The following is a 21,060-nucleotide window of genomic DNA, read 5'->3' as shown; positions in this document are numbered from 1 at the left end:
CCTTTCTCCTTGCGTTAGCCCCATGCCAACGCGACGACTTCAGTTTGCTCACAAATTCTGGCGTGCGGTGGTGTTGTTATCATTTAGCGCCATCCGCGCTCAAACATTCCATCACTGTCCTGCAAGAGGTGACAAATTGCCTTCGCAGTTATTCTAAACAGAATACGTCCTGCCTTTGTTACCTAATTTGCATAAAAAGTGTGACCTGGGAAGGTTTTTTAGCGTTCGCTCGCAATTTCAAGGGTAAACGTTTGCATTGGATGAACTGAATCGGACTTTTCTGGGTTCAGCTGTCTATTGGATCGATATCCAGCGTCCATTTCACCTTACGTGCCTGTGGCAGGGTACTGACCAGCGGCAGGGAGCTTTTCATTAACTGTTGCAGTACCCGCCGGGAAGGGTGTTGCAGCAGCAGCTGCCAGCGGAAACGACCGCCGCGTTTCGACTGCAGCGCCGGGACCGGCCCCATCACCCATAGCGAGTCATCTTTCAGCGGGCTGGCTTCCAGCAGATTGCGCAGTTGCTGCAGGAACTGGGGGGCCTGCTGGTTATCGTGATCTTCCGAACGCACGATGATATGGCTGGTATAGGGCGGCAGGAACACGCTGTTGCGCTCCGCCAACGTCTGTTTGGCAAAGGCGTCGTAACCCTGTTGCAGCAGAATTTGCAGCAGTGGGTGTTCCGGGTGGTGAGTCTGCAACAAGACCTCGCCGGGCTTACCGGCACGGCCGGCGCGGCCGGAGACCTGGGTATACAGCTGGGCAAAGCGCTCGGCAGAACGGAAGTCGGCCGAGAACAGAGCGCCGTCGACATCCAGCAGGGCTACCAACGTCACATCCGGGAAATGGTGGCCCTTGGCCAGCATCTGGGTGCCGATCAAAATGCGCGAGCCGCCGCGGTGAATATCCGCCAGATGCTGTTCCAGCGAGCCTTTGCGGCTGGTGGTGTCGCGATCGATACGGGTGATCGGCGTTTCCGGGAACAGCGGCGCCAGTTCATGTTCCAACTGTTCTGTGCCGACGCCGACCGACACCAGATGAGTAGAGCCGCATTGTGGGCACTGGTGGGGGACCGGACGCTGGCTGTCGCAGTGGTGGCAGCGCAGTTGACGATGATTCTGGTGGAAGGTGTAGTAATGATCGCAGCGCTGGCACTCGGCGATCCAGCCGCACTCGTGGCACAACAGCGCCGGTGCGTAGCCGCGCCGGTTAAGAAACAGCATCACCTGATTACCGGCCTTCAAATGGTGCTGCATGCTTTTCAGCAACGGCTGCGAAAGACCCACTTTCAGCGGCAGGCCTTTCAGATCGATCAGATGCTGCGTCGCCGGTTTGGCATTACCTGCACGCTGGGTGAGTTTGAGCTGGCGATATTTACCCAGTTGCACATTGTGCAGCGTTTCCAGTGCCGGCGTGGCGGTGCCCATCACCATCGGGATGTTTTCCTCGCGGGCACGGAATACCGCCAGATCGCGGGCGTGGTAGCGCCAGCCTTCCTGCTGTTTATAAGAGCTGTCGTGTTCTTCGTCGATGATGATCACGCCCAGGCGCGAAAACGGCGTAAACAGCGCCGAGCGGGTGCCGATTACAATTGCCGCCTCGCCGCTGCGGGCGCGCAGCCAGACTGCCAGCCGTTCACTGTCGTTAAGGCCGGAGTGCAGCACCTCCACCGGAGCGTTGAAACGTTCGCGAAAACGGGCAATGGTCTGCGGCGTCAGGCCGATTTCCGGCACCAGTACCAATGCCTGTTTGCCCTTCGCCAGGATGTTTTCCAGTACGCTGAGATAGACCTCGGTCTTGCCGGAACCCGTGACCCCGGCCAGCAGCCAGGTGGCGAACTGCTCGTCTTCGCTGCGAATGGCACCCACGGCGGTCGCCTGCTCGGTGTTTAGCCGCAGCCGTTCGCCCAACACTTCAAAACCGGGCCGCCAGTCCTGCACCGCCAACGTCTGAGAGCGTAAATCGATCAGCCCCTTGGCGCGTAATGCCTGCAAGGCGCTCTCGGTTAATTCCAGTTCATTGACCTGATGGCGATAGACCGGACGTTGCAGCAACGCGGCCAGCGCTTGCTGCTGCTTGGGCGCGCGTTTCAGGCTTTCCGGCAGCGTAGCGCGGCCCTGTTCGGTAGCGAACCACTGCCACAGCGGTGCCGCTTCAGCCGGTTTTCCCTGACGCAGCAGGATAGGCAATGCGTGGAACAGCACTTCACCGATGGGGTAATGATAATAGTCGCTGGCCCAGCGCAGAATGCGCCACAGGCTGGGTGAGAACAGCGAGGCGCTGTCGAGCACGCTGTCGATGGGTTTAAGCTTGTCCAGCGGCAATTCGCTGGTTTCGCTGCAGCCGGTGACGATACCGATCGCCCGTTGCTTACCCCAGGGCACACCTACGCGCGCGCCGACCGCCGGCTGCAGGCCTTGCGGCAGCAGATAGTCGAAGGTGCGGGCGAGGGGGACCGGCAAAGCAACGTGAACAACAGGCATGGGGTCATCCAGAGTGAAAAAAAGAGTCCATCAGTTTACACTGCGCATCGGCAAATGTACGGTTCCGATTGCGCGGTACTTTTAATTCTGTATAATTTGCCGCCTTTGGTATAATTCGATACCAAATTCTTTATCAACCACGTGTGGTGTCTGGCGAAACAGGGCTGGATAGCGACACGGCCTTAACTGAGGTTTCCCATGAAACAAGGTATCCACCCAAAATACGAAGAAGTTACTGCTAACTGCTCTTGCGGTAACGTGATCAAAATCCGCTCTACAGTGGGTCACGATCTGAACCTGGACGTTTGTGGCGAATGTCACCCGTTCTACACTGGCAAGCAGCGTGATGTTGCTACCGGTGGCCGCGTTGACCGCTTCAACAAGCGTTTCAGCGTGCCAGGCGCTAAGAAATAAGATTTCTTATCGTCAGATGAAAAAGGCGCCTTCGGCGCCTTTTTTCGTTTCTACCGTCTGCAAGCAAGTGCAGACCGGCGCTTAGTATTCCCAGGTATCGGGATCCACACCCAATTCACGCATCAGCAGTTTCGCGGCTTCCGGGATTTCATCGCTGCGTTCTTTGCGCAGGTCTTCGTCGTTCGGCAGCGGCTGGCCGGTAAAGGCGTGCAGAAATGCTTCGCACAGCAATTCGCTGTTGGTGGCATGGCGCAGGTTATTTACCTGGCGACGCGTCCGTTCATCGGTAAGGATTTTCAGGACCTTCAGCGGAATGGATACCGTGATTTTTTTTACTTGCTCGCTTTTTTTACCGTGTTCAGCGTAAGGGCTGACATACTCGCCGTTCCACTCAGCCATGGGACACCTTAAAATTGTCAGAAAAATTACAAAATTCTAAAAACCGGCCAATTATGCCCGATCTTCACTGTTCTCACTAAATAAATGTCAATTTTACGCGACCAGGGTCACTGAATGCGGACGATCAATAGGCGTCGCCTATGCATTCCGGGTTAACATCGTATCGTCATCTAAAACTGGCATAATTTTAGCGGGTATTAGGCTTTTGCTCAATCTATACGCAAAGAAGTTTAGATGTCCAGATGTATTGACGTCTATCCTCACTGCGATTAATCTTTAGGCCTCATTCATCCCAATCCCGAGAGCCGAGAGACCCTATGACGCGTAAACCTGCCACGATTGCCGTACGTAGCGGCCTGAACGATGACGAACAGTACGGCTGCGTTGTCCCGCCGATCCACCTTTCCAGCACCTATAATTTCACCGACTTCAACCAGCCTCGTGCTCATGACTACTCACGTCGCGGTAACCCGACGCGTGACGTGGTCCAGCGTGCGCTGGCGGAACTGGAAGGGGGCGCCGGTGCGGTGATGACCAGCAGCGGGATGTCGGCAATCCACCTGGTGACCACGGTATTCCTGCAACCCGGCGATCTGCTGGTGGCGCCACATGATTGCTATGGTGGCAGCTACCGTCTGTTCGATAGCCTGAGCAAGCGTGGCGCTTACCGCGTGCTGTTTGTCGATCAGGGGAATGAAGAAGCGCTGCAGCAGGCGTTGGCGCAAAAGCCCAAGCTGGTGCTGATTGAAAGCCCAAGCAACCCACTGCTGCGTGTGGTGGATATTGCGGCGATTTGCGATGCGGCACACGCCGTGGGGGCCTTGACGGTGGTGGACAACACCTTCCTCAGCCCGGCGCTACAGCAGCCGATTGGGCTGGGTGCCGATTTGGTGGTGCATTCCTGTACCAAATACCTCAATGGCCATTCCGACGTGGTGGCCGGCGCGGTGATCGCCAAAGATAAAGATCTGGCGGTGGAATTGGCGTGGTGGGCCAATAATATCGGCGTGACCGGTGGCGCGTTCGACAGCTATTTGTTGCTGCGCGGCATGCGCACGCTGTCGCCGCGTATCAAGGCGGCGCAACAAAACGCCGATGCGATTGTCAGTTATTTACAGCAGCAACCCTTGGTGAAAAAGCTGTATCATCCTTCTCTGCCTCAGAACCCTGGGCACGAGATTGCACGTCGTCAGCAACGCGGCTTTGGCGCGATGCTCAGCTTTGAACTGGACGGTGATGAAGCGCTACTGCGCCGTTTTCTGTCTGCCCTTGAGCTGTTTACTCTGGCAGAATCCTTGGGCGGCGTAGAAAGCCTGATCTCGCATGCAGCGACCATGACCCACGCAGGTATGGCGGCAGAAGCCCGTGCGGCGGCCGGTATTTCCGAGAGCCTGCTGCGTATCTCCGTGGGTATTGAAGACAGTGAAGATTTGATTGCCGATCTGGAACGAGCCTTCCAGGCGGCGGCAACGAGGTAAGCATGAATGCAATTGCGGTAGCAGGGCCGGTGAGCGGGCGTCAACTACACAAGTTTGGCGGCAGCAGCCTGGCAGACGTGAAGTGTTATCTGCGGGTGGCCGGGATCATGGCCGAATACAGCCAACCGGGTGACATGATGGTGGTGTCGGCTGCCGGCAGCACCACCAACCAACTGATTAGCTGGCTGAAGCTCAGTCAAAGCGATCGTCTTTCTGCACATCAGGTTCAGCAGACGCTGCGTCGCTATCATAGCGAATTGATTGGCGGTCTGCTCCCACCGGAAACTGCCGAGCCGTTGATCGCCGAGTTTATTCAGGATCTGGAGCGTCTGGCGGTGTTGCTGGACGAAAAGCTCGACGACGCCGTATACGCCGAGGTCGTTGGGCACGGTGAGATTTGGTCGGCGCGGCTGATGGCGGCGGTACTGAACAAGCTGGATATGCAGGCCGCCTGGCTGGATGCGCGTGACTTCCTGCGCGCGGAGCGTGCCGCTCAACCCCAGGTTGACGAAGGCCGCTCTTATCCATTGCTGCAACAGTTGCTGGCTCAGCACCCGGGCAAACGCCTGGTGGTGACCGGCTTTATTTCACGCAACGACGCCGGTGAAACCGTGTTGTTGGGGCGTAACGGCAGTGACTATTCCGCAACCCAGGTCGGCGCGTTGGCCGGTGCGGAGCGCGTGACCATTTGGAGCGATGTGGCCGGGGTGTACAGCGCCGATCCGCGCAAGGTAAAAGATGCCTGCCTGCTGCCACTGTTGCGGTTGGATGAAGCCAGTGAACTGGCTCGCCTGGCAGCACCGGTGCTGCATACCCGTACCCTGCAGCCGGTGTCCGGCAGTGATATCGATCTGCAACTGCGCTGTAGCTATCAGCCGGAACAAGGCTCAACGCGTATCGAACGCGTGCTGGCCTCCGGCACCGGCGCGAAGATTGTCACCAGCCATGACGACGTGTGTTTGATTGAGCTGAACGTTGCCAGCCAGCATGACTTCACACTGGCGCAGAAAGAGCTGGATTTGGTACTCAAGCGCGCGCAAATCAAACCGCTGGCGATCGGCATTCACCCTGACCGTAATCTGGTTCAACTGTGCTACACCTCGGAAGTGGTCAATAGCGTGCTGCGTACCTTGCAGGAAGCGGCATTACCGGGTGAGCTGCGGCTGCGTGAAGGCCTGGCGCTGGTGGCGCTGGTGGGCGCGGGCGTTTGCAAGAATCCGCTGCACAGCCACCGTTTCTATCAACAGTTGAAAGACCAGCCGGTAGAATTTATCTGGCAGGCCGAAGACGGCATCAGCCTGGTGGCGGTACTGCGTCAGGGGCCGACCGCGTTGCTGATCCAGGGCCTGCATCAGACCCTGTTCCGCGCCGAAAAAAGCATTGGCCTGGTACTGTTCGGTAAAGGCAACATCGGCGCACGCTGGCTGGAGCTGTTTGCCCGCGAGCAGAAAAATATTTCCGCACGCAGCGGCTTTGAGTTCAGCCTAGCGGGCGTGGTGGACAGCCGCCGCAGCCTGCTCAATTACGATGGGCTGGATGCCAGCCGCGCCCTGGCGTTCTTTGAGGACGAAGCACAGGAGCTGGACGAAGAGTCACTGTTCCTGTGGATGCGTGCGCATCCGTTCGACGATCTGGTGGTGCTTGACGTGACCGCCAGTGAGGAGCTGGCCGAACAATATCTGGATTTCGCCAGCTATGGCTTCCATGTGATCAGCGCCAATAAACTGGCGGGCGCATCTTGCAGCGATAATTATCGCCAAATCCGTGATGCTTTCGCCAAAACCGGCCGCCACTGGCTGTATAACGCTACCGTCGGTGCCGGCCTGCCGGTTAACCATACGGTGCGAGATCTGCGTGACAGCGGCGACAGCATTCTGGCGATCAGCGGTATCTTCTCCGGTACGCTTTCCTGGCTGTTCCTGCAGTTCGACGGCACGGTGCCGTTCACCGAGTTGGTGGATCAGGCCTGGCAGCAGGGGCTGACCGAACCGGATCCGCGGGTCGATCTCTCCGGCCAGGACGTGATGCGCAAGCTGGTGATCCTGGCGCGTGAAGCGGGCTACGATATTGAGCCGAATCAGGTACGAGTCGAATCGCTGGTGCCTGCGGGGGCCGAACAGGGCTCCGTCGATCAGTTCTTCGAAAACGGCGATGCGTTGAACCAGCAGATGCTGCAACGTTTTGAGGCCGCCAGTGAAATGGGGCTGGTACTGCGCCACGTGGCGCGTTTCGATGCCAATGGTAAGGCGCGTGTCGGCGTGGAAGCGGTTCGGCCTGAACATCCGCTGGCATCGTTGCTGCCGTGCGATAACGTGTTCGCTATCGAAAGCCGCTGGTACCGCGACAACCCACTGGTGATCCGCGGGCCGGGTGCCGGGCGTGACGTCACTGCCGGTGCGATCCAGTCAGACCTTAACCGTTTGGCACAACTGCTTTAATTTTCTTGTGGGCGCGCATCCGCCGCGCCCTTCGTTTTTCCTGCCATAATTATTCTTATTCTGAACGTGAAATTCTTTCTCTTAACGGGTGAGGATTAATCATCTTATTCCCCTCAGTTTCCTGTTGACTCTTTAGTCAACATACGGCATTTTCTATCTAGACGTCTAAACGTATAGACGCTTAATAAGATAAAGCAAAACAGCGATCGATAAGAGGCGGACAGGGTATGAGTTTTTTTCACGCAAACCAGCGGGAAGCGCTGAATCAGAGTCTGGCAGAGTTAAACGGCCAGATTAACGTATCATTCGAGTTCTTCCCGCCGCGCACCAGCGAGATGGAAGACACCCTGTGGCAGTCCATCGATCGTCTGAGCAGCCTGAAACCTAAATTTGTCTCTGTGACCTATGGTGCCAACTCCGGCGAGCGCGATCGCACCCACAGCATTATCAAAGGGATTAAGGAGCGTACCGGTCTGGAGGCAGCACCGCACCTGACCTGCATCGACGCCAGCCCGGCTCAGCTGCGTGAGATTGCTACCGACTACTGGAACAGCGGCATCCGTCATATCGTGGCGCTGCGTGGCGACCTGCCACCGGGCAGCGGTAAGCCCGAAATGTACGCTACCGATTTGGTGGCCTTGCTCAAAGACGTCGGCGATTTTGATATCTCGGTGGCGGCCTACCCTGAAGTGCACCCGGAAGCCAAAAGTCCGCAGGCGGATCTGATTAACCTGAAGCGTAAAATCGATGCCGGTGCCAACCGCGCGATTACCCAGTTCTTCTTTGATGTGGAAAGTTACCTGCGTTTTCGTGACCGCTGCGTGGCGACCGGTATTGACGTGGAAATCGTGCCGGGCATTCTGCCGGTGTCCAACTTCAAGCAGTTGCAGCGTTTTGCCACCATGACTAACGTGCGTGTGCCGAGCTGGATGACCAGCATGTTTGAAGGGCTGGACGACGATGCCGAAACCCGCAAAATGGTCGGTGCCAATATCGCGATGGATATGGTGAAAATTCTCAGCCGCGAAGGGGTGAAAGACTTCCACTTCTATACGCTGAACCGCGCCGAGATGAGTTACGCCATTTGCCATACGTTGGGCGTGCGCCCGGCGGCGGCATAATCTACTCTATTTGTCATTGAGAAGGGCGCTGGGTAAAGACAGCGCCCTTTTTGTTGGATAAAAAAAACGGCCCCTGTGAACAGGAGCCATTTTTTACAACGCTCTACCTAGCCGGTGTTGCGCATCCCGGCGGCGACGCCGGCAATGGTCACCATCAGCGCCTGCTCAACGCGGGCATCCGGTTGTTCCTGTTGACGTGAACGGTGCAACAGTTCCGCCTGCAGTACGTTGAGTGGATCGGTATACACGTTACGCAGCGCAATGGATTCGGCGATCCACGGCAAGTCTTCCATCAGGTGCGCGTCATTGGCGATGGTCAACACTACCTTGATGTCGCTTGCCAACTGGTCGCGCAATTGCTGGCCCAGTGGCCACAGCGATTTGTCGACCAGACGCTGATCGTAGTATTCCGCCAGCCACAGGTCGGCCTTGGCGAACACCATTTCCAGCATCGCGATGCGGGTGGAGAAGAACGGCCAGTCGCGGCACATGGCTTCCAGTTGATCCTGCTTACCGGCCTTCACCGCCTCTTGCAAACCGGCACCGGCACCCAGCCAGGCCGGCAGCATCAGGCGGTTCTGCGTCCAGGCGAAGATCCATGGAATGGCGCGCAGGCTTTCAACGCCGCCGTTTGGCTTGCGTTTGGCCGGGCGTGAACCCAACGGCAACTTGCCCAGCTCCAGTTCCGGCGTCGCGGCGCGGAAGTACGGCACGAATTCCGGATTTTCACGCACGTAACCACGATACATTTTGCATGAGGTGTCTGACAGGTCATCCATCAGCGCACGCCACTCTTTTTTCGGCTCAGGCGGCGGCAACAGGTTGGCTTCCAGGATCGCACCGGTGTACAGCGCCAGGCTGCTGATGGTGACTTCCGGCAGGCCAAATTTGAAGCGGATCATCTCACCCTGTTCGGTGACGCGCAGGCCGCCTTTCAGGCTGCCCGGTGGTTGCGACAGCAGTGCCGCATGCGCCGGGGCGCCACCACGGCCAATCGAGCCGCCGCGACCGTGGAACAATGTCAGCGCCACGCCGGCTTTCTCACAGGTTTTGATCAGTGCGTCTTGCGCGCGGTACTGCGCCCAGGAGGCGGCCATCACTCCGGCATCTTTTGCCGAGTCGGAATAGCCAATCATCACCATCTGTTTGCCCTGGATAAAGCCGCGGTACCAGTCAATATTCAGCAACTGGGTCATCACGTCGTCGGCGTTGTTCAGGTCGTCGAGGGTTTCGAACAGCGGGGCCACCGGCAGTGCGAACGGGCAACCGGCTTCTTTTAGCAACAGGTGAACCGCCAGCACGTCAGAAGGCGTACGTGCCATGGAAATCACGTAGGCGGCAATCGAACCCTGTGGCGCTTCGGCGATCACCCGACAGGTTTCCAGCACTTCCTGGGTGTCGGCACTCGGCTCCCATTTTAGCGGCACCAGCGGGCGTTTGGAGTTCAGTTCGCGGATCAGGAACGCCTGTTTGTCGGCTTCCGACCAGCTTTCGTAGTCGCCCAGCCCCAGATAGCGGGTCAATTCGGCGATGGCTTCGGTGTGGCGGGTACTTTCCTGACGCACGTCGATCCGCACCAGCGGCACGCCAAAGCAGCGCACGCGACGCAGGGTATCGAGCAACTGGCCATTGGCGATGATGCTCATGCCACAGGCCTGCAGCGACTGGTAACAGGCGAACAGCGGTTCCCACAGCTGTTCGTTATTCACCAGCAGGTCGTGCGGTTTCAATACGCGCTCACCCTTCAGGCGACCTTCCAGATAAGCCTGAGAGCTCATCAACTGGCTGCGCAGTTGCTTCATGATTTCGCGGTACGGCTCTTGCACTTCATCGCCACCGGCCCGTGCACGCAGTTCCGGGGTACATTCGGTCATCGACAGCTCGGACACCAGCACCTGAATATCGCGGGTGAACAGGTCGCAGGCCTTCCAACGGCTGAGCAGCAGTACATGGCGGGTAATTTCAGCCGTCACATTCGGATTGCCGTCGCGGTCACCGCCCATCCAGGAGGTGAAACGTACCGGCACCGCTTCCGCCGGCAGGCTGTAATCGATGGAGTTTTCCAACTGTTCGTTGAATTCGCGCAGGAAGGCAGGCACCCCTTCCCACAGGCTGTTTTCCACCACCGCAAAGCCCCACTTGGCTTCGTCGATCGGGGAGGGACGATGTTTGCGGATCTCGTCGGTATGCCAGGATTGGGCCACCAATTGGCGCAGACGGCGCATGATCTTGTTGCGCTCGTAGTCGGCCAGATCGTTATGGTCGAGTTGGCTGAGGCAGGTGTTGACCTCAACCAGCTTGTGGATCAGGGTGCGGCGAGTGATTTCCGTCGGGTGCGCGGTCAGCACCAGTTCGATGGACAGCTGGGATACCGCATTTTGCAGCTCTTTGGTGCTGAGCTTTTTGTCTTTTAGCCGGGTGAACAACTGCGCCAGCGCTTCCGGGTTGCTGGCGGCTTCACCATTGGGTGAAATGCTGTGGTACTGCTCGGCGACGTTGGTCAGATTAAGAAACTGGCTGAAGGCGCGTGCGACCGGCAGCAATTCGTCGTTGGACAGGTTTTGCAAGGTAGAAAGCAGCTCCTGGCGATGCGCTTCGTTACCTGCACGTGAAGATTTGGAAAGCTTACGGATAGTTTCAACGCGATCGAGAATATGCTCGCCCAGCGCTTCTTTGATGGTATCGCCGAGCAATTTGCCGAGCATACTGACATTACTTCGCATTGCCGAATATTGTTCGTTCATATAACCCCTGACCCAGTTCTGTATGATTTTTATCTTGTAAGTAAATTTCACGTGTCAGGCGAACAGCGCCTGTTTCATCTCGCCACGTTCCTGTCCAATGGTCAATTGACACTATTTTTAGCAAAAAAACATCAAAATCGGCGCATTTTCTGAAATTTAATTACGCTGCGCCGGTTATCAGTCTGGCTTATTTCCTTGGTTTGCTACTTATTAGTGGGTAGGGAGATGATAAATCATTAACCCTACCCTGTGTCAGGTTTATTGGCGGCAGAAGTGGCTGACCAACTGACCCAGCAGCTTGCGCGTCGGTTCGATAAAGCCGGTATCTATGTATTCGTCCGGTTGATGCGCCTGGTCGATAGAGCCAGGGCCCAACACCAGCGTCGGGCAGACCTGCTGAACGAAGGGGGCCTCAGTGCAATAGTTGACCACCTGCGTGCGGGTGCCCAGCAGTTTCTCAATCACCGCCACCATATGGTGATCGGTCGGGCACTCATAACCCGGAACCGAGGCATGCAACTCCTCAATGCTCAGGCGGCCCGGCCAGCGCTGGCTGACTGGCTCCAGCGTTTGCTGCATCAGTTCGTTGATGTTGTCGAGCGTCATGCCCGGTAACGGGCGGATATCCAGATGCAGCTCGCAGCAGGCGCAGATACGGTTGGCCGCATCGCCCCCGTTGATATGACCGAAGTTCATGGTCGGGTAGGGCACGGCAAAGGCCGGGTTGTTAAAGCGCTCTTGCAGCGTTTTGCGCAGTTCCATCAGGCGGCCGATGGTTTCATGCATCAGGTCGATGGCGTTCACGCCGCGCGCCGGGTCGCTTGAGTGGCCGGATTGGCCGACGATGCGAATGGCGTTGGCTATGTGGCCCTTGTGCGCACGCACCGGCTGCAGCGAGGTTGGCTCACCGATAATGGCGAAGTCCGGACGGATGCTGGTCGAGGCGGCAAAATAACGTGCGCCGGCCATCGTCGTTTCTTCATCTGCGGTGGCCAGAATGTATAAAGGCTTGGTCAGTTGGCTGGCGTCGATGTCGCGTACCGCATCCAGAATAAAGGCAAAGAAGCCTTTCATATCGGCGGTGCCCAGACCGTACAGCTTATTGTCGTGTTCGGTCAGGGTGAAAGGGTCGCGCGTCCAGCGGCCTTCATCATAAGGCACGGTGTCGGTGTGACCCGCCAGCAGCAGGCCACCGCTGCCTTCGCCAATGCTGGCCAGCAGGTTGAATTTGTTGCGGCTGTCCGGCACCGGCTGCACGTCGACGCGGAAGCCCAAATCGGCAAACCAGCCGGCCAGCAAGTTGATTAACGCTTCATTACTCTGATCGAGGGCGCCATCGGTGGCGCTGATCGACGGAGTGGCGATCAACGCCCGGTACAGCTCAATAAATGGAGGTAATTTCATCTTCACTGTTGACAGCCTTTGGTTAGGTTGGTATCAATATTCATGCATTTATTGTGAATAAAAATACAATAAGCTGGAGCGTAAGGGAACCCGATTCCCGGATGATTATAAAAACATCAACGCTCGACCTCGTGGGTGAACGGCAAAACAACGCTGGTGAGCCTGGAAACCTGAGTCGAATACGACCAAACGCAAGTCTAGAAGGTGAAAGGCCCCATGTTGAATACGCTGATTGTCGGTGCCAGCGGTTATGCCGGAGCAGAGCTCACGGCGTACCTTAATCGTCACCCACACATGAACATAACCGCTTTAGCGGTTTCAGCGCAAAGTGCAGATGCAGGAAAATTGCTTTCCGATTTGCACCCCCAGTTAAAAGGCATCGTCGATCTCCCCTTGCAGCCGCTGGTTGACGTAGCCGCCGCCGCTGCTGGTATCGACGTAGTGTTCCTGGCGACGGCACACGAGGTCAGCCACGATATCGCGCCGGCATTCCTGGCCGCAGGTTGCGTGGTGTTTGACCTGTCCGGCGCATTCCGCGTGAAAGATACCGCCTTCTACAGCCAATATTACGGTTTTGAACATCAGCATGCCGACTTGCTGGAGCAGGCGGTGTATGGCCTGGCGGAATGGCAGAGCGACAAAATCAAACAGGCTCAGCTGATCGCCGTACCGGGCTGTTATCCGACGGCGGCGCAGTTGGCGCTGAAACCGTTGATCGACCAGGAGTTGCTGAACCTTGATCAGTGGCCGGTGATCAACGCGACCAGCGGCGTCAGCGGTGCAGGCCGCAAGGCCAGCGTGACCACCAGTTTCTGTGAGGTGAGCCTGCAGCCGTACGGTATTTTCAACCACCGTCACCATCCAGAAATCGTCGCGCATTTGGGCGTGCCGGTCATCTTCACACCACATTTGGGTAACTTCCCGCGTGGTATTCTCGAAACCATTACCTGTCGCCTGAAAGCCGGTGTGACCGCGCAGGATGTGGCTGCCGTTTATCACGCCGCCTATGACGACAAACCGCTGGTGCGGCTGTACGACCAGGGCGTACCGGCATTGAAGTCAGTCGTCGGGCTGCCGTTCTGCGACATCGGCTTTGCCGTGCAGGGCGAACACCTGATTGCCGTGGCGGCGGAAGACAACCTGTTGAAAGGCGCAGCCGCTCAGGCGGTGCAATGCCTGAATATCCGTTTTGGGTTCCCTGAAACCCAGTCATTACTTTAATAAATCACCAGCGTGGGATGTATACAGCGATGAACCCGTTAATTATCAAGTTAGGTGGCGTGTTATTAGACAGTGAAGAGGCGCTGGAGCGTCTGTTTACCGCACTGGACAGCTACCGTCAGCAGCATCAGCGCCCGTTGGTGATCGTTCACGGCGGCGGTTGCCTGGTCGATGAACTGATGAAAAAGCTTTCCCTGCCGGTGGTGAAGAAGAATGGCCTGCGTGTGACCCCGGCCGATCAGATTGACATTATTACCGGCGCGCTGGCCGGCACCGCCAATAAAACCTTGCTGGCGTGGGCCATCAAGCACCAGATTAACGCGGTCGGCCTGAGCCTGGCGGACGGTGGCAGCGTCACCGTCACCCCGCTGGATCCGGCGCTGGGCCACGTGGGCAATGCGCAACCGGGCTCCCCGCTGTTGCTCAATACCCTGCTGGGCGCCGGTTACCTGCCGGTGATCAGTTCCATCGGTATTACCGCCGATGGGCAGTTAATGAATGTGAACGCCGATCAGGCGGCGACGGCTCTGGCCGCCACCCTGGGTGCGGATTTGATCCTGCTGTCGGATGTCAGTGGCATCCTCGATGGAAAAGGGCAACGCATCGCAGAAATGACGGCGCAAAAAGCGGAACAACTGATTGCCCAGGGCATCATCACTGATGGTATGGTGGTGAAGGTGAATGCGGCGCTCGATGCGGCCCGCACCCTCGGTCGCCCGGTAGATATCGCCAGTTGGCGCCATGCCGATCAGCTTCCTGCACTGTTTAACGGCGTGTCAATTGGCACCCGGATCCTCGCTTAAATATAGAATTAAAAAGGAAAAGACCATGCAAAACCAAGGCATCAAAAAAATCGTTCTGGCGTACTCTGGCGGTCTGGATACTTCGGCCATCATTCCCTGGCTGAAAGAAAACTACGGCGGCTGCGAAGTGGTAGCCTTCGTGGCGGATATCGGCCAGGAGCGCAGCGATCTGGAAGGTGTGGAGCAAAAAGCCCTGCAATCCGGTGCCTCTGAGTGCCACGTGGTTGATCTGCGTGAAGAATTCATCCGTGATTACGTTTACCCGGTACTGCAGACCGGCGCCCTGTATGAAGGCAGCTACCTGCTGGGCACCTCCATGGCGCGCCCGATTATCGCTAAAGCGCAGGTTGAACTGGCGCTGAAAGTCGGTGCTGACGCGGTGTGCCACGGCGCAACCGGTAAAGGCAACGACCAGGTGCGTTTCGAAACCACCTATACCGCACTGGCCCCACATTTGAAAGTGGTTGCCCCTTGGCGTGAGTGGAACCTGCGTTCCCGTGAAGCGCTGCTGGACTACCTGAAAGAGCGCAACATCCCGACCACCGCGTCGCTGGAAAAAATCTACAGCCGTGACGAGAATGCTTGGCATATCTCTACCGAAGGCGGCGTGCTGGAAAGCCCGTGGAACGCACCGAACAAAGACTGCTGGGTCTGGACTGTCGATCCGCAGGAAGCGCCGGATCAGCCTGAGCAAGTGACCATCACCGTAGAGAAAGGCTGCGTAGTGGCGGTTAACGGTGAAGCTCTTAGCCCGTACAAATGTCTGGAAACCCTGAACGTGCTGGGTGCCAAGCATGGCGTGGGCCGTATCGATATCGTAGAAAACCGTCTGGTAGGCATCAAATCCCGCGGCTGCTACGAAACCCCGGGCGGCACCATTATGGTGGCGGCACTGCGTGGCGTTGAACAGCTGGTGCTGGATCGCGACAGTTTCAAATGGCGTGAGCAACTGGGCCTGGAAATGTCTTACGTGGTGTACGATGGCCGTTGGTTTGCTCCACTGCGTCGTTCGCTGCAGGCCTCCGCCGAAGCGCTGGCCGAAGAAGTTAACGGTGAAGTGGTGTTGCAGCTGTATAAAGGCCAGGTGACGGCGATTCAGAAGAAATCCGCCAACAGCCTGTACTCCGAAGAGTTCGCGACCTTCGGTGAAGACGAAGTTTACGATCACAGCCACGCGGGCGGTTTTATCCGTCTGTTCTCACTCTCTTCACGCATTCGCGCGCTGAACGAGATCAAGAACAAGTAAATTATTAATTATTCGGCGTGACTTGATAGGGGCGCAGCGTGCTGCGCCCCTATTCGCATAAAATCAGGAGTAAGGTATGGCACTTTGGGGCGGACGGTTCAGTCAGGCGGCAGATCAGCGGTTCAAACAATTAAACGATTCTCTGCGCTTCGATTATCGCCTGGCGGAACAGGACATTGTGGGTTCGGTGGCCTGGTCGAAAGCGCTGGTCACCGTCAACGTATTGACGGCAGCCGAGCAGCAGCAGCTTGAGCAGGCGTTGAACGGGCTGTTGGCAGAAGTGCAGGCCGATCCACAGGCGATTGTCAGCAGCGATGCAGAAGATATTCACAGTTGGGTGGAGCAGAAGCTGATCGACCAAGTCGGCGATCTGGGCAAAAAACTGCACACCGGCCGTAGCCGTAACGATCAGGTCGCGACCGATCTGAAATTGTGGTGCAAACAGCAGATCGGCGAACTGCATCAGGCCATCGTGCAGCTGCAACAGGCGCTGGTGGAAACTGCCGAAGCCAATCAAGACGCGGTAATGCCGGGTTATACCCACCTGCAACGCGCGCAGCCGGTGACCTTTGCCCATTGGTGTTTGGCCTATGTGGAAATGCTGGCGCGTGACGAAAGCCGTTTGCAGGACACGCTGAAGCGCCTGGACGTCAGCCCATTGGGCAGCGGTGCGCTGGCCGGCACCGCCTATCCGATCGACCGTGAACAACTGGCCGGTTGGCTGGGCTTTGCTTCGGCCACCCGTAATAGTCTGGACAGCGTTTCCGACCGCGACCACGTGCTGGAGTTGTTATCCAATGCTTCTATCAGCATGGTGCACCTGTCGCGCTTTGCCGAAGACCTGATTTTCTTCAACAGTGGCGAAGCTGCATTTGTCGATCTGTCTGACCGTGTGACCTCCGGCTCATCGCTGATGCCGCAAAAGAAAAACCCGGATGCACTGGAGCTGATCCGTGGCAAATGTGGCCGCGTGCAAGGTGCATTGACCGGTATGATGATGACGTTGAAAGGCCTGCCGTTGGCATATAACAAAGACATGCAGGAAGACAAGGAAGGGCTGTTCGACGCGCTTGATACCTGGATGGATTGCCTGCAGATGGCTGCGCTGGTGCTGGATGGTATCCAGGTGAAACGTCCGCGCTGTAAAGAAGCGGCGGAACAGGGTTACGCCAACTCGACCGAACTGGCGGACTATCTGGTCGCCAAAGGCGTGCCGTTCCGTGAGGCGCACCATATCGTCGGTGAAGCGGTAGTGGAGGCCATTCGTCAGGGCAAGGCGCTGGAAGCCCTGCCGTTGACTGATTTGCAGAAATTCAGCGCAGTGATTGGTGACGATGTGTACCCGATCCTGGCACTGCAGTCTTGCCTGGATAAGCGCTCGGCCAAAGGAGGCGTTTCTCCTCAGCAGGTCGCCAGCGCGATCGCCGCAGCGAAACAACGCTTGGCTTAATTAGGTTACTCAGTATCAAGGGCACAGTTCATAGGCAGAACTGCGCCCTTTGTTTTTAGAAAGATTACTCGCCCGGGCAGCGCTGGCAGCGTTCGGCCTCGGCCTCACCCAGTTTAAGTTTGGCCTGCAGATCGCGCAGCGCGGTGCGCAGACCTTCTTCGATCACCGGATGATAAAACGGCATATCCAGCATCTGATTGATGGTCATTTGCTGCTGATGCGCCCAGGCCAGCAGATGGGCGATGTGCTCGACGTCCGGCCCCATCATCTCGGCACCGAGGAAACGTCCGGTGCCCTGTTCGCCGTAGACGTGCAGGATACCTTTGTTACGTAGTATCACGCGTGAACGTCCCGGCAATGCGCGCCTGATCTCCGGCGTAGTTGCGTACCGTGCTGTCAGTCAACGGGCCGATGGCGCCGCCAACGCCAAACACCTTGGTCTCGACCCCGAGGCGATTCAGCTCCACCGATAACGGCGACGTCAACATTCAACTGTTTCATACCCGCTCCTGAAAGCTAAAAAAAGGGCGGGCCGAAGCCCGCCAAAAGTTCACGTTGGCTTTGTTATTACTTATAAATGTTATTACTTATCAATCAGGCTGACAGGAAGTTTTCCAGGTCATCGCTACCGCCAATATGACGGCCACCGATGAACACCTGCGGTACCGTGGCACGGCCGCTGACGGCGCGCAGGCTGACGGTCGTTGCGTCCTGACCCAGTACAATCTCTTCATACTGGATGCCACGTTCCTGCAGCATTTGTTTGGCTTTGGTACAGAACGGGCAGCCCGGCTTGGTAAACAGGGAAACCGACTCTTGCACTTTGAATTCCGGTGCCAGGTATTTCAGCATGGTGTCGGCGTCAGACACTTCAAACGGGTCGCCCGGCTTGTTGGGCTCGACAAACATTTTTTCCACTACGCCGTTACGTACCAGCATCGAATAACGCCATGAGCGTGGGCCAAAGCCCAGATCGGCTTTTTCGACCAGCATGTTCATGCCTTTGGTGAATTCACCGTTGCCGTCCGGCACGAAGGTGATGTTTGCAGCATGTTGATCGGCTTTCCAGGCGTTCATCACGAAAGTGTCGTTCACCGAGACGCACAGAATGCTGTCAACGCCGTGCTGTTTGAATACGCTGGACAGCTCGTTGTAGCGTGGCAGGTGGCTGGAAGAACAGGTTGGGGTGAACGCGCCCGGCAGTGAAAATACGATGACGGTTTTATCTTTAAACAGGTCGTTGGTAGTCACATCTATCCATTGATCACCCTGGCGGGTGTGGAAGGTGACCTGAGGAATTTTTTTGCCTTCTTGACTGGTAAACATCAATTAACCCTTTAATTAGGAGAAATAATTTCTAGCTGACAGCGTAGTGCCGCTTTGTTGGGACACATTATCGACCTCGGGGCTTGATAGTTCTAATCGCTCATTGCTATCTTATCTATCGCCATGAGCTATCGTGGTCTGGAGGGAAACAATGAATATTCGTGATTTAGAGTACCTGGTCGCCTTGGCCGAGCACCGGCATTTCCGCCGTGCCGCCGATTCATGCCATGTTAGCCAACCCACGCTCAGTGGGCAGATCCGCAAGCTGGAAGACGAACTGGGTGTGATGTTGCTCGAACGCACCAGCCGTAAGGTGCTATTTACCCAGGCGGGCCTGTTGCTGGTGGAGCAGGCGCGTACTGTGCTGCGCGAAGTCAAAGTGCTGAAAGAGATGGCCAGCCAGCAGGGCGAAGCCATGTCCGGGCCGTTGCATATCGGCCTGATCCCGACCGTCGGGCCTTATTTGCTGCCGCAGATCATCCCTACGCTGCATAAAACCTTTCCCAAGTTGGAAATGTACCTGCATGAGGCGCAAACCCAACAGCTGCTGGCGCAACTCGACAGCGGTAAACTGGACTGTGCGATCCTGGCGTTGGTGAAGGAAACCGAAGCCTTTATCGAAGTGCCGTTGTTTGATGAGCCAATGAAGCTGGCGGTGTACTCTGATCACCCATGGTCGCAGCGTGACCGTGTGGCGATGCCGGACTTGGCAGGGGAAAAACTGCTGATGCTGGAAGATGGGCACTGCTTGCGCGATCAGGCAATGGGCTTTTGCTTCCAGGCCGGTGCCGACGAGGATACCCATTTCCGGGCGACCAGCCTGGAAACGCTGCGCAATATGGTTGCGGCGGGCAGTGGTATTACGTTGTTGCCTTCATTGGCGGTACCGCCACAGCGCGAGCGTGACGGCGTGTGCTATCTCGACTGTTATAAACCTGAACCCAAGCGCACCATTGCGCTGGTGTACCGCCCCGGCTCCCCATTGCGCAGTCGTTATGAGCAATTGGCCGAGGCGATCCGCGAGCACATGCAAAACTACCTGGGTACCACGCTAAAACAGGCGGTTTAAGCCGTTCAGCGCTGCCACCCGGTAGGCTTCGGCCATGGTCGGATAGTTGAAGGTCGTATTAACGAAATACTCGATAGTATTGCCTTCACCTTTCTGTTCCATGATCGCCTGGCCGATGTGAATGATCTCCGCCGCACGCTCACCGAAGCAGTGGATCCCGAGGATCTGCAGGGTGTCGCGATGGAACAGGATCTTCAGGCTGCCGACGTTCATCCCGGCAATCTGCGCACGCGCCAGATGTTTGAACTGGGCGCGGCCCACTTCATACGGCACCTTCATCGCCGTCAGTTCCTGCTCGGTTTTACCGACGGAGCTTATTTCCGGAATGGTGTAGATACCGGTGGGGATGTCTTCAATCAGATGCCCGCTGGCTTCGCCTGAAGCAATCGCCTGCGCGGCAATACGGCCCTGATCGTAAGCGGCAGATGCCAGGCTTGGGTAACCAATTACGTCACCCACGGCATAAATGTGCGACAGCGCAGTCTGGTACATGCTGTTCACTTTCAGCAGGCCACGGCTGTCTGATTCCAGACCGACGTTCTCCAGCCCCAGTGAGTCGGTGTTACCGGTACGGCCGTTGGCATACAGCAGGCAGTCCGCTTTCACTTTTTTGCCGGATTTCAGGTGAACAATCACGCCGTCGTCGGTGCCTTCGATCTTCTCGAACTCTTCGTTGTGACGGATCACCACGCCGTTGTTCCAGAAGTGGTAAGACAGCGAGTCCGACATTTCCTGGTCGAGGAACGCCAGCAGGCGATCGCGGGTGTTGATCAGATCGACCTTCACGTTCAACCCGCGGAAGATAGATGCATATTCGCAGCCGATAACCCCGGCGCCGTAAATGATCACGTGGCGTGGTTCGTGGTTCAGTTCGAGGATTGAATCGCTGTTGTAAATGCGCGGATGGTTAAAATCGACGCTCGACGGATTGTAAGGGCGCGAACCGCAGGCGATGACGATATGGTCGGCGCGGATAGTGTCCTGAGTGCCATCCATATAGCTGACGCTGACGGTGTTGGCGTCGATAAAGCGTGCGTCGCCGGCAAACAGCTTGCATTGGTTACGCTCATAGAATCCCTGGCGCATCCGGGTTTGCTGGTTAATCACGTTATCGGCATGGCGCAAAATATCAGGGAATGTCGCGCTGAGCGTGCGTGAGTTGTTATAAAGCGGGTTCTGGTTGAATTCGATAATGCGGCTAACGGCGTGGCGGAGGGCTTTGGACGGGATGGTACCCCAGTGGGTACATCCGCCGCCTACGTTATTGTACCGTTCGATAACGGCCACGCGGGCGCCCTGTTTCACCAACCCCATAGCGGCACCTTCACCACCAGGGCCCGAGCCAATAACTATGGCATCAAATTGATAGTGCTGTTGCATAGGGGAGAGACCTGTCTTAATTACAAAATTACAACGGTATCTTAACATCATAGCGCTGAGTGCCCAATCACCATTAGGCTTTTTG

16 protein-coding genes and 1 pseudogene are annotated in these 21,060 nt (G+C 56.9%); 9 read left to right on the top strand and 8 right to left on the bottom strand.

What is annotated here, in order from left to right:
* Positions 1–286: 286 nt before the first annotated feature.
* Positions 287–2,482 (bottom strand): primosomal protein N', encoded by a 2,196-nt coding sequence (gene priA / locus ACSOSI_RS25175; protein WP_261423145.1) that lies wholly within the window; start codon positions 2,480–2,482, stop codon positions 287–289.
* Between the two features lie 198 nt (positions 2,483–2,680).
* Between priA and rpmE the strand changes: the two genes are divergently transcribed.
* Positions 2,681–2,896 carry a 50S ribosomal protein L31 gene (gene rpmE, locus ACSOSI_RS25170; RefSeq protein ID WP_012147462.1) on the top strand — a complete coding sequence of 72 codons (216 nt, stop codon included), beginning with the start codon at positions 2,681–2,683 and terminating at the stop codon, positions 2,894–2,896.
* 81 nt (positions 2,897–2,977) lie between these two features.
* Here the strand turns inward: rpmE and metJ are convergent, their stop codons facing one another.
* Positions 2,978–3,295 carry a met regulon transcriptional regulator MetJ gene (gene metJ, locus ACSOSI_RS25165; RefSeq protein WP_012147461.1) on the bottom strand — a complete coding sequence of 106 codons (318 nt, stop codon included), beginning with the start codon at positions 3,293–3,295 and terminating at the stop codon, positions 2,978–2,980.
* Between the two features lie 317 nt (positions 3,296–3,612).
* Here metJ and metB point away from each other — a divergent pair, with 317 nt between their 5' ends.
* The 3 genes from metB to metF all read left to right on the top strand — a co-directional run bounded on the left by metB (position 3,613) and on the right by metF (position 8,332).
* Entirely contained in the window at positions 3,613–4,773 is a 1,161-nt protein-coding gene (metB, locus tag ACSOSI_RS25160) for a cystathionine gamma-synthase (RefSeq protein ID WP_012147460.1), read from the top strand.
* A 2-nt stretch (positions 4,774–4,775) separates the two neighbouring features.
* The gene (locus ACSOSI_RS25155; protein WP_012147459.1) at positions 4,776–7,211 is read left to right on the top strand and encodes a bifunctional aspartate kinase/homoserine dehydrogenase II; all 2,436 of its coding nucleotides are present in this window, start codon (positions 4,776–4,778) and stop codon (positions 7,209–7,211) included.
* A 227-nt stretch (positions 7,212–7,438) separates the two neighbouring features.
* Complete coding sequence (metF, locus tag ACSOSI_RS25150) at positions 7,439–8,332, top strand: methylenetetrahydrofolate reductase (RefSeq protein ID WP_112363572.1); 894 nt, start codon at positions 7,439–7,441, stop codon at positions 8,330–8,332.
* A gap of 107 nt (positions 8,333–8,439) precedes the next feature.
* On the opposite strand, the gene ppc is transcribed toward metF, so the two are convergent.
* Positions 8,440–11,076, bottom strand: a complete 2,637-nt coding sequence (gene ppc / locus ACSOSI_RS25145; protein ID WP_012147457.1) for a phosphoenolpyruvate carboxylase — start codon at positions 11,074–11,076, stop codon at positions 8,440–8,442.
* A gap of 258 nt (positions 11,077–11,334) precedes the next feature.
* On the bottom strand, positions 11,335–12,480 hold the full coding sequence (gene argE / locus ACSOSI_RS25140; RefSeq protein ID WP_165366704.1) for an acetylornithine deacetylase: 1,146 nt from the start codon (positions 12,478–12,480) through the stop codon (positions 11,335–11,337).
* 216 nt (positions 12,481–12,696) lie between these two features.
* Between argE and argC the strand changes: the two genes are divergently transcribed.
* The 4 genes from argC (at position 12,697) to argH (ending at position 17,200) form a co-directional block, all read left to right on the top strand.
* A complete protein-coding gene (gene argC, locus ACSOSI_RS25135; RefSeq protein WP_012147455.1) occupies positions 12,697–13,701 on the top strand; it encodes an N-acetyl-gamma-glutamyl-phosphate reductase in 1,005 nt (334 codons plus the stop codon).
* Positions 13,702–13,730: 29 nt separating this feature from the next.
* Positions 13,731–14,504 (top strand): acetylglutamate kinase, encoded by a 774-nt coding sequence (gene argB / locus ACSOSI_RS25130; protein ID WP_012147454.1) that lies wholly within the window; start codon positions 13,731–13,733, stop codon positions 14,502–14,504.
* 25 nt (positions 14,505–14,529) lie between these two features.
* The gene (locus ACSOSI_RS25125) at positions 14,530–15,750 is read left to right on the top strand and encodes an argininosuccinate synthase (protein WP_012147453.1); all 1,221 of its coding nucleotides are present in this window, start codon (positions 14,530–14,532) and stop codon (positions 15,748–15,750) included.
* A 76-nt stretch (positions 15,751–15,826) separates the two neighbouring features.
* Complete coding sequence (gene argH, locus ACSOSI_RS25120; protein ID WP_012147452.1) at positions 15,827–17,200, top strand: argininosuccinate lyase; 1,374 nt, start codon at positions 15,827–15,829, stop codon at positions 17,198–17,200.
* 64 nt (positions 17,201–17,264) lie between these two features.
* On the opposite strand, the pseudogene ACSOSI_RS25115 reads toward argH, so the two are convergent.
* From ACSOSI_RS25115 to ACSOSI_RS25105, 3 genes and pseudogenes are all read right to left on the bottom strand, one after another.
* A pseudogene (locus ACSOSI_RS25115) lies at positions 17,265–17,552 on the bottom strand (dihydrolipoyl dehydrogenase); the annotation flags it as partial.
* Positions 17,527–17,688, bottom strand: a complete 162-nt coding sequence (locus tag ACSOSI_RS25110) for a hypothetical protein (RefSeq protein WP_261278484.1) — start codon at positions 17,686–17,688, stop codon at positions 17,527–17,529. The pseudogene ACSOSI_RS25115 and the gene ACSOSI_RS25110, both read right to left, overlap by 26 nt.
* A gap of 106 nt (positions 17,689–17,794) precedes the next feature.
* Complete coding sequence (locus ACSOSI_RS25105) at positions 17,795–18,526, bottom strand: redoxin family protein (protein ID WP_476706322.1); 732 nt, start codon at positions 18,524–18,526, stop codon at positions 17,795–17,797.
* Positions 18,527–18,677: 151 nt separating this feature from the next.
* Here ACSOSI_RS25105 and oxyR point away from each other — a divergent pair, with 151 nt between their 5' ends.
* Entirely contained in the window at positions 18,678–19,595 is a 918-nt protein-coding gene (gene oxyR, locus ACSOSI_RS25100; protein WP_012147449.1) for a DNA-binding transcriptional regulator OxyR, read from the top strand.
* On the opposite strand, the gene sthA is transcribed toward oxyR, so the two are convergent.
* Positions 19,578–20,975, bottom strand: coding sequence for a Si-specific NAD(P)(+) transhydrogenase (gene sthA, locus ACSOSI_RS25095; protein WP_012147448.1), 1,398 nt, complete (start codon positions 20,973–20,975; stop codon positions 19,578–19,580). The genes oxyR and sthA overlap by 18 nt on opposite strands.
* Positions 20,976–21,060 lie beyond the last annotated feature (85 nt).

It is taken from the genome of Serratia sp. AR11, assembly GCF_056376275.1.
Note: the sequence above shows the minus strand (reverse complement) of the source record. Positions and strands in the feature narration are given on the sequence as shown.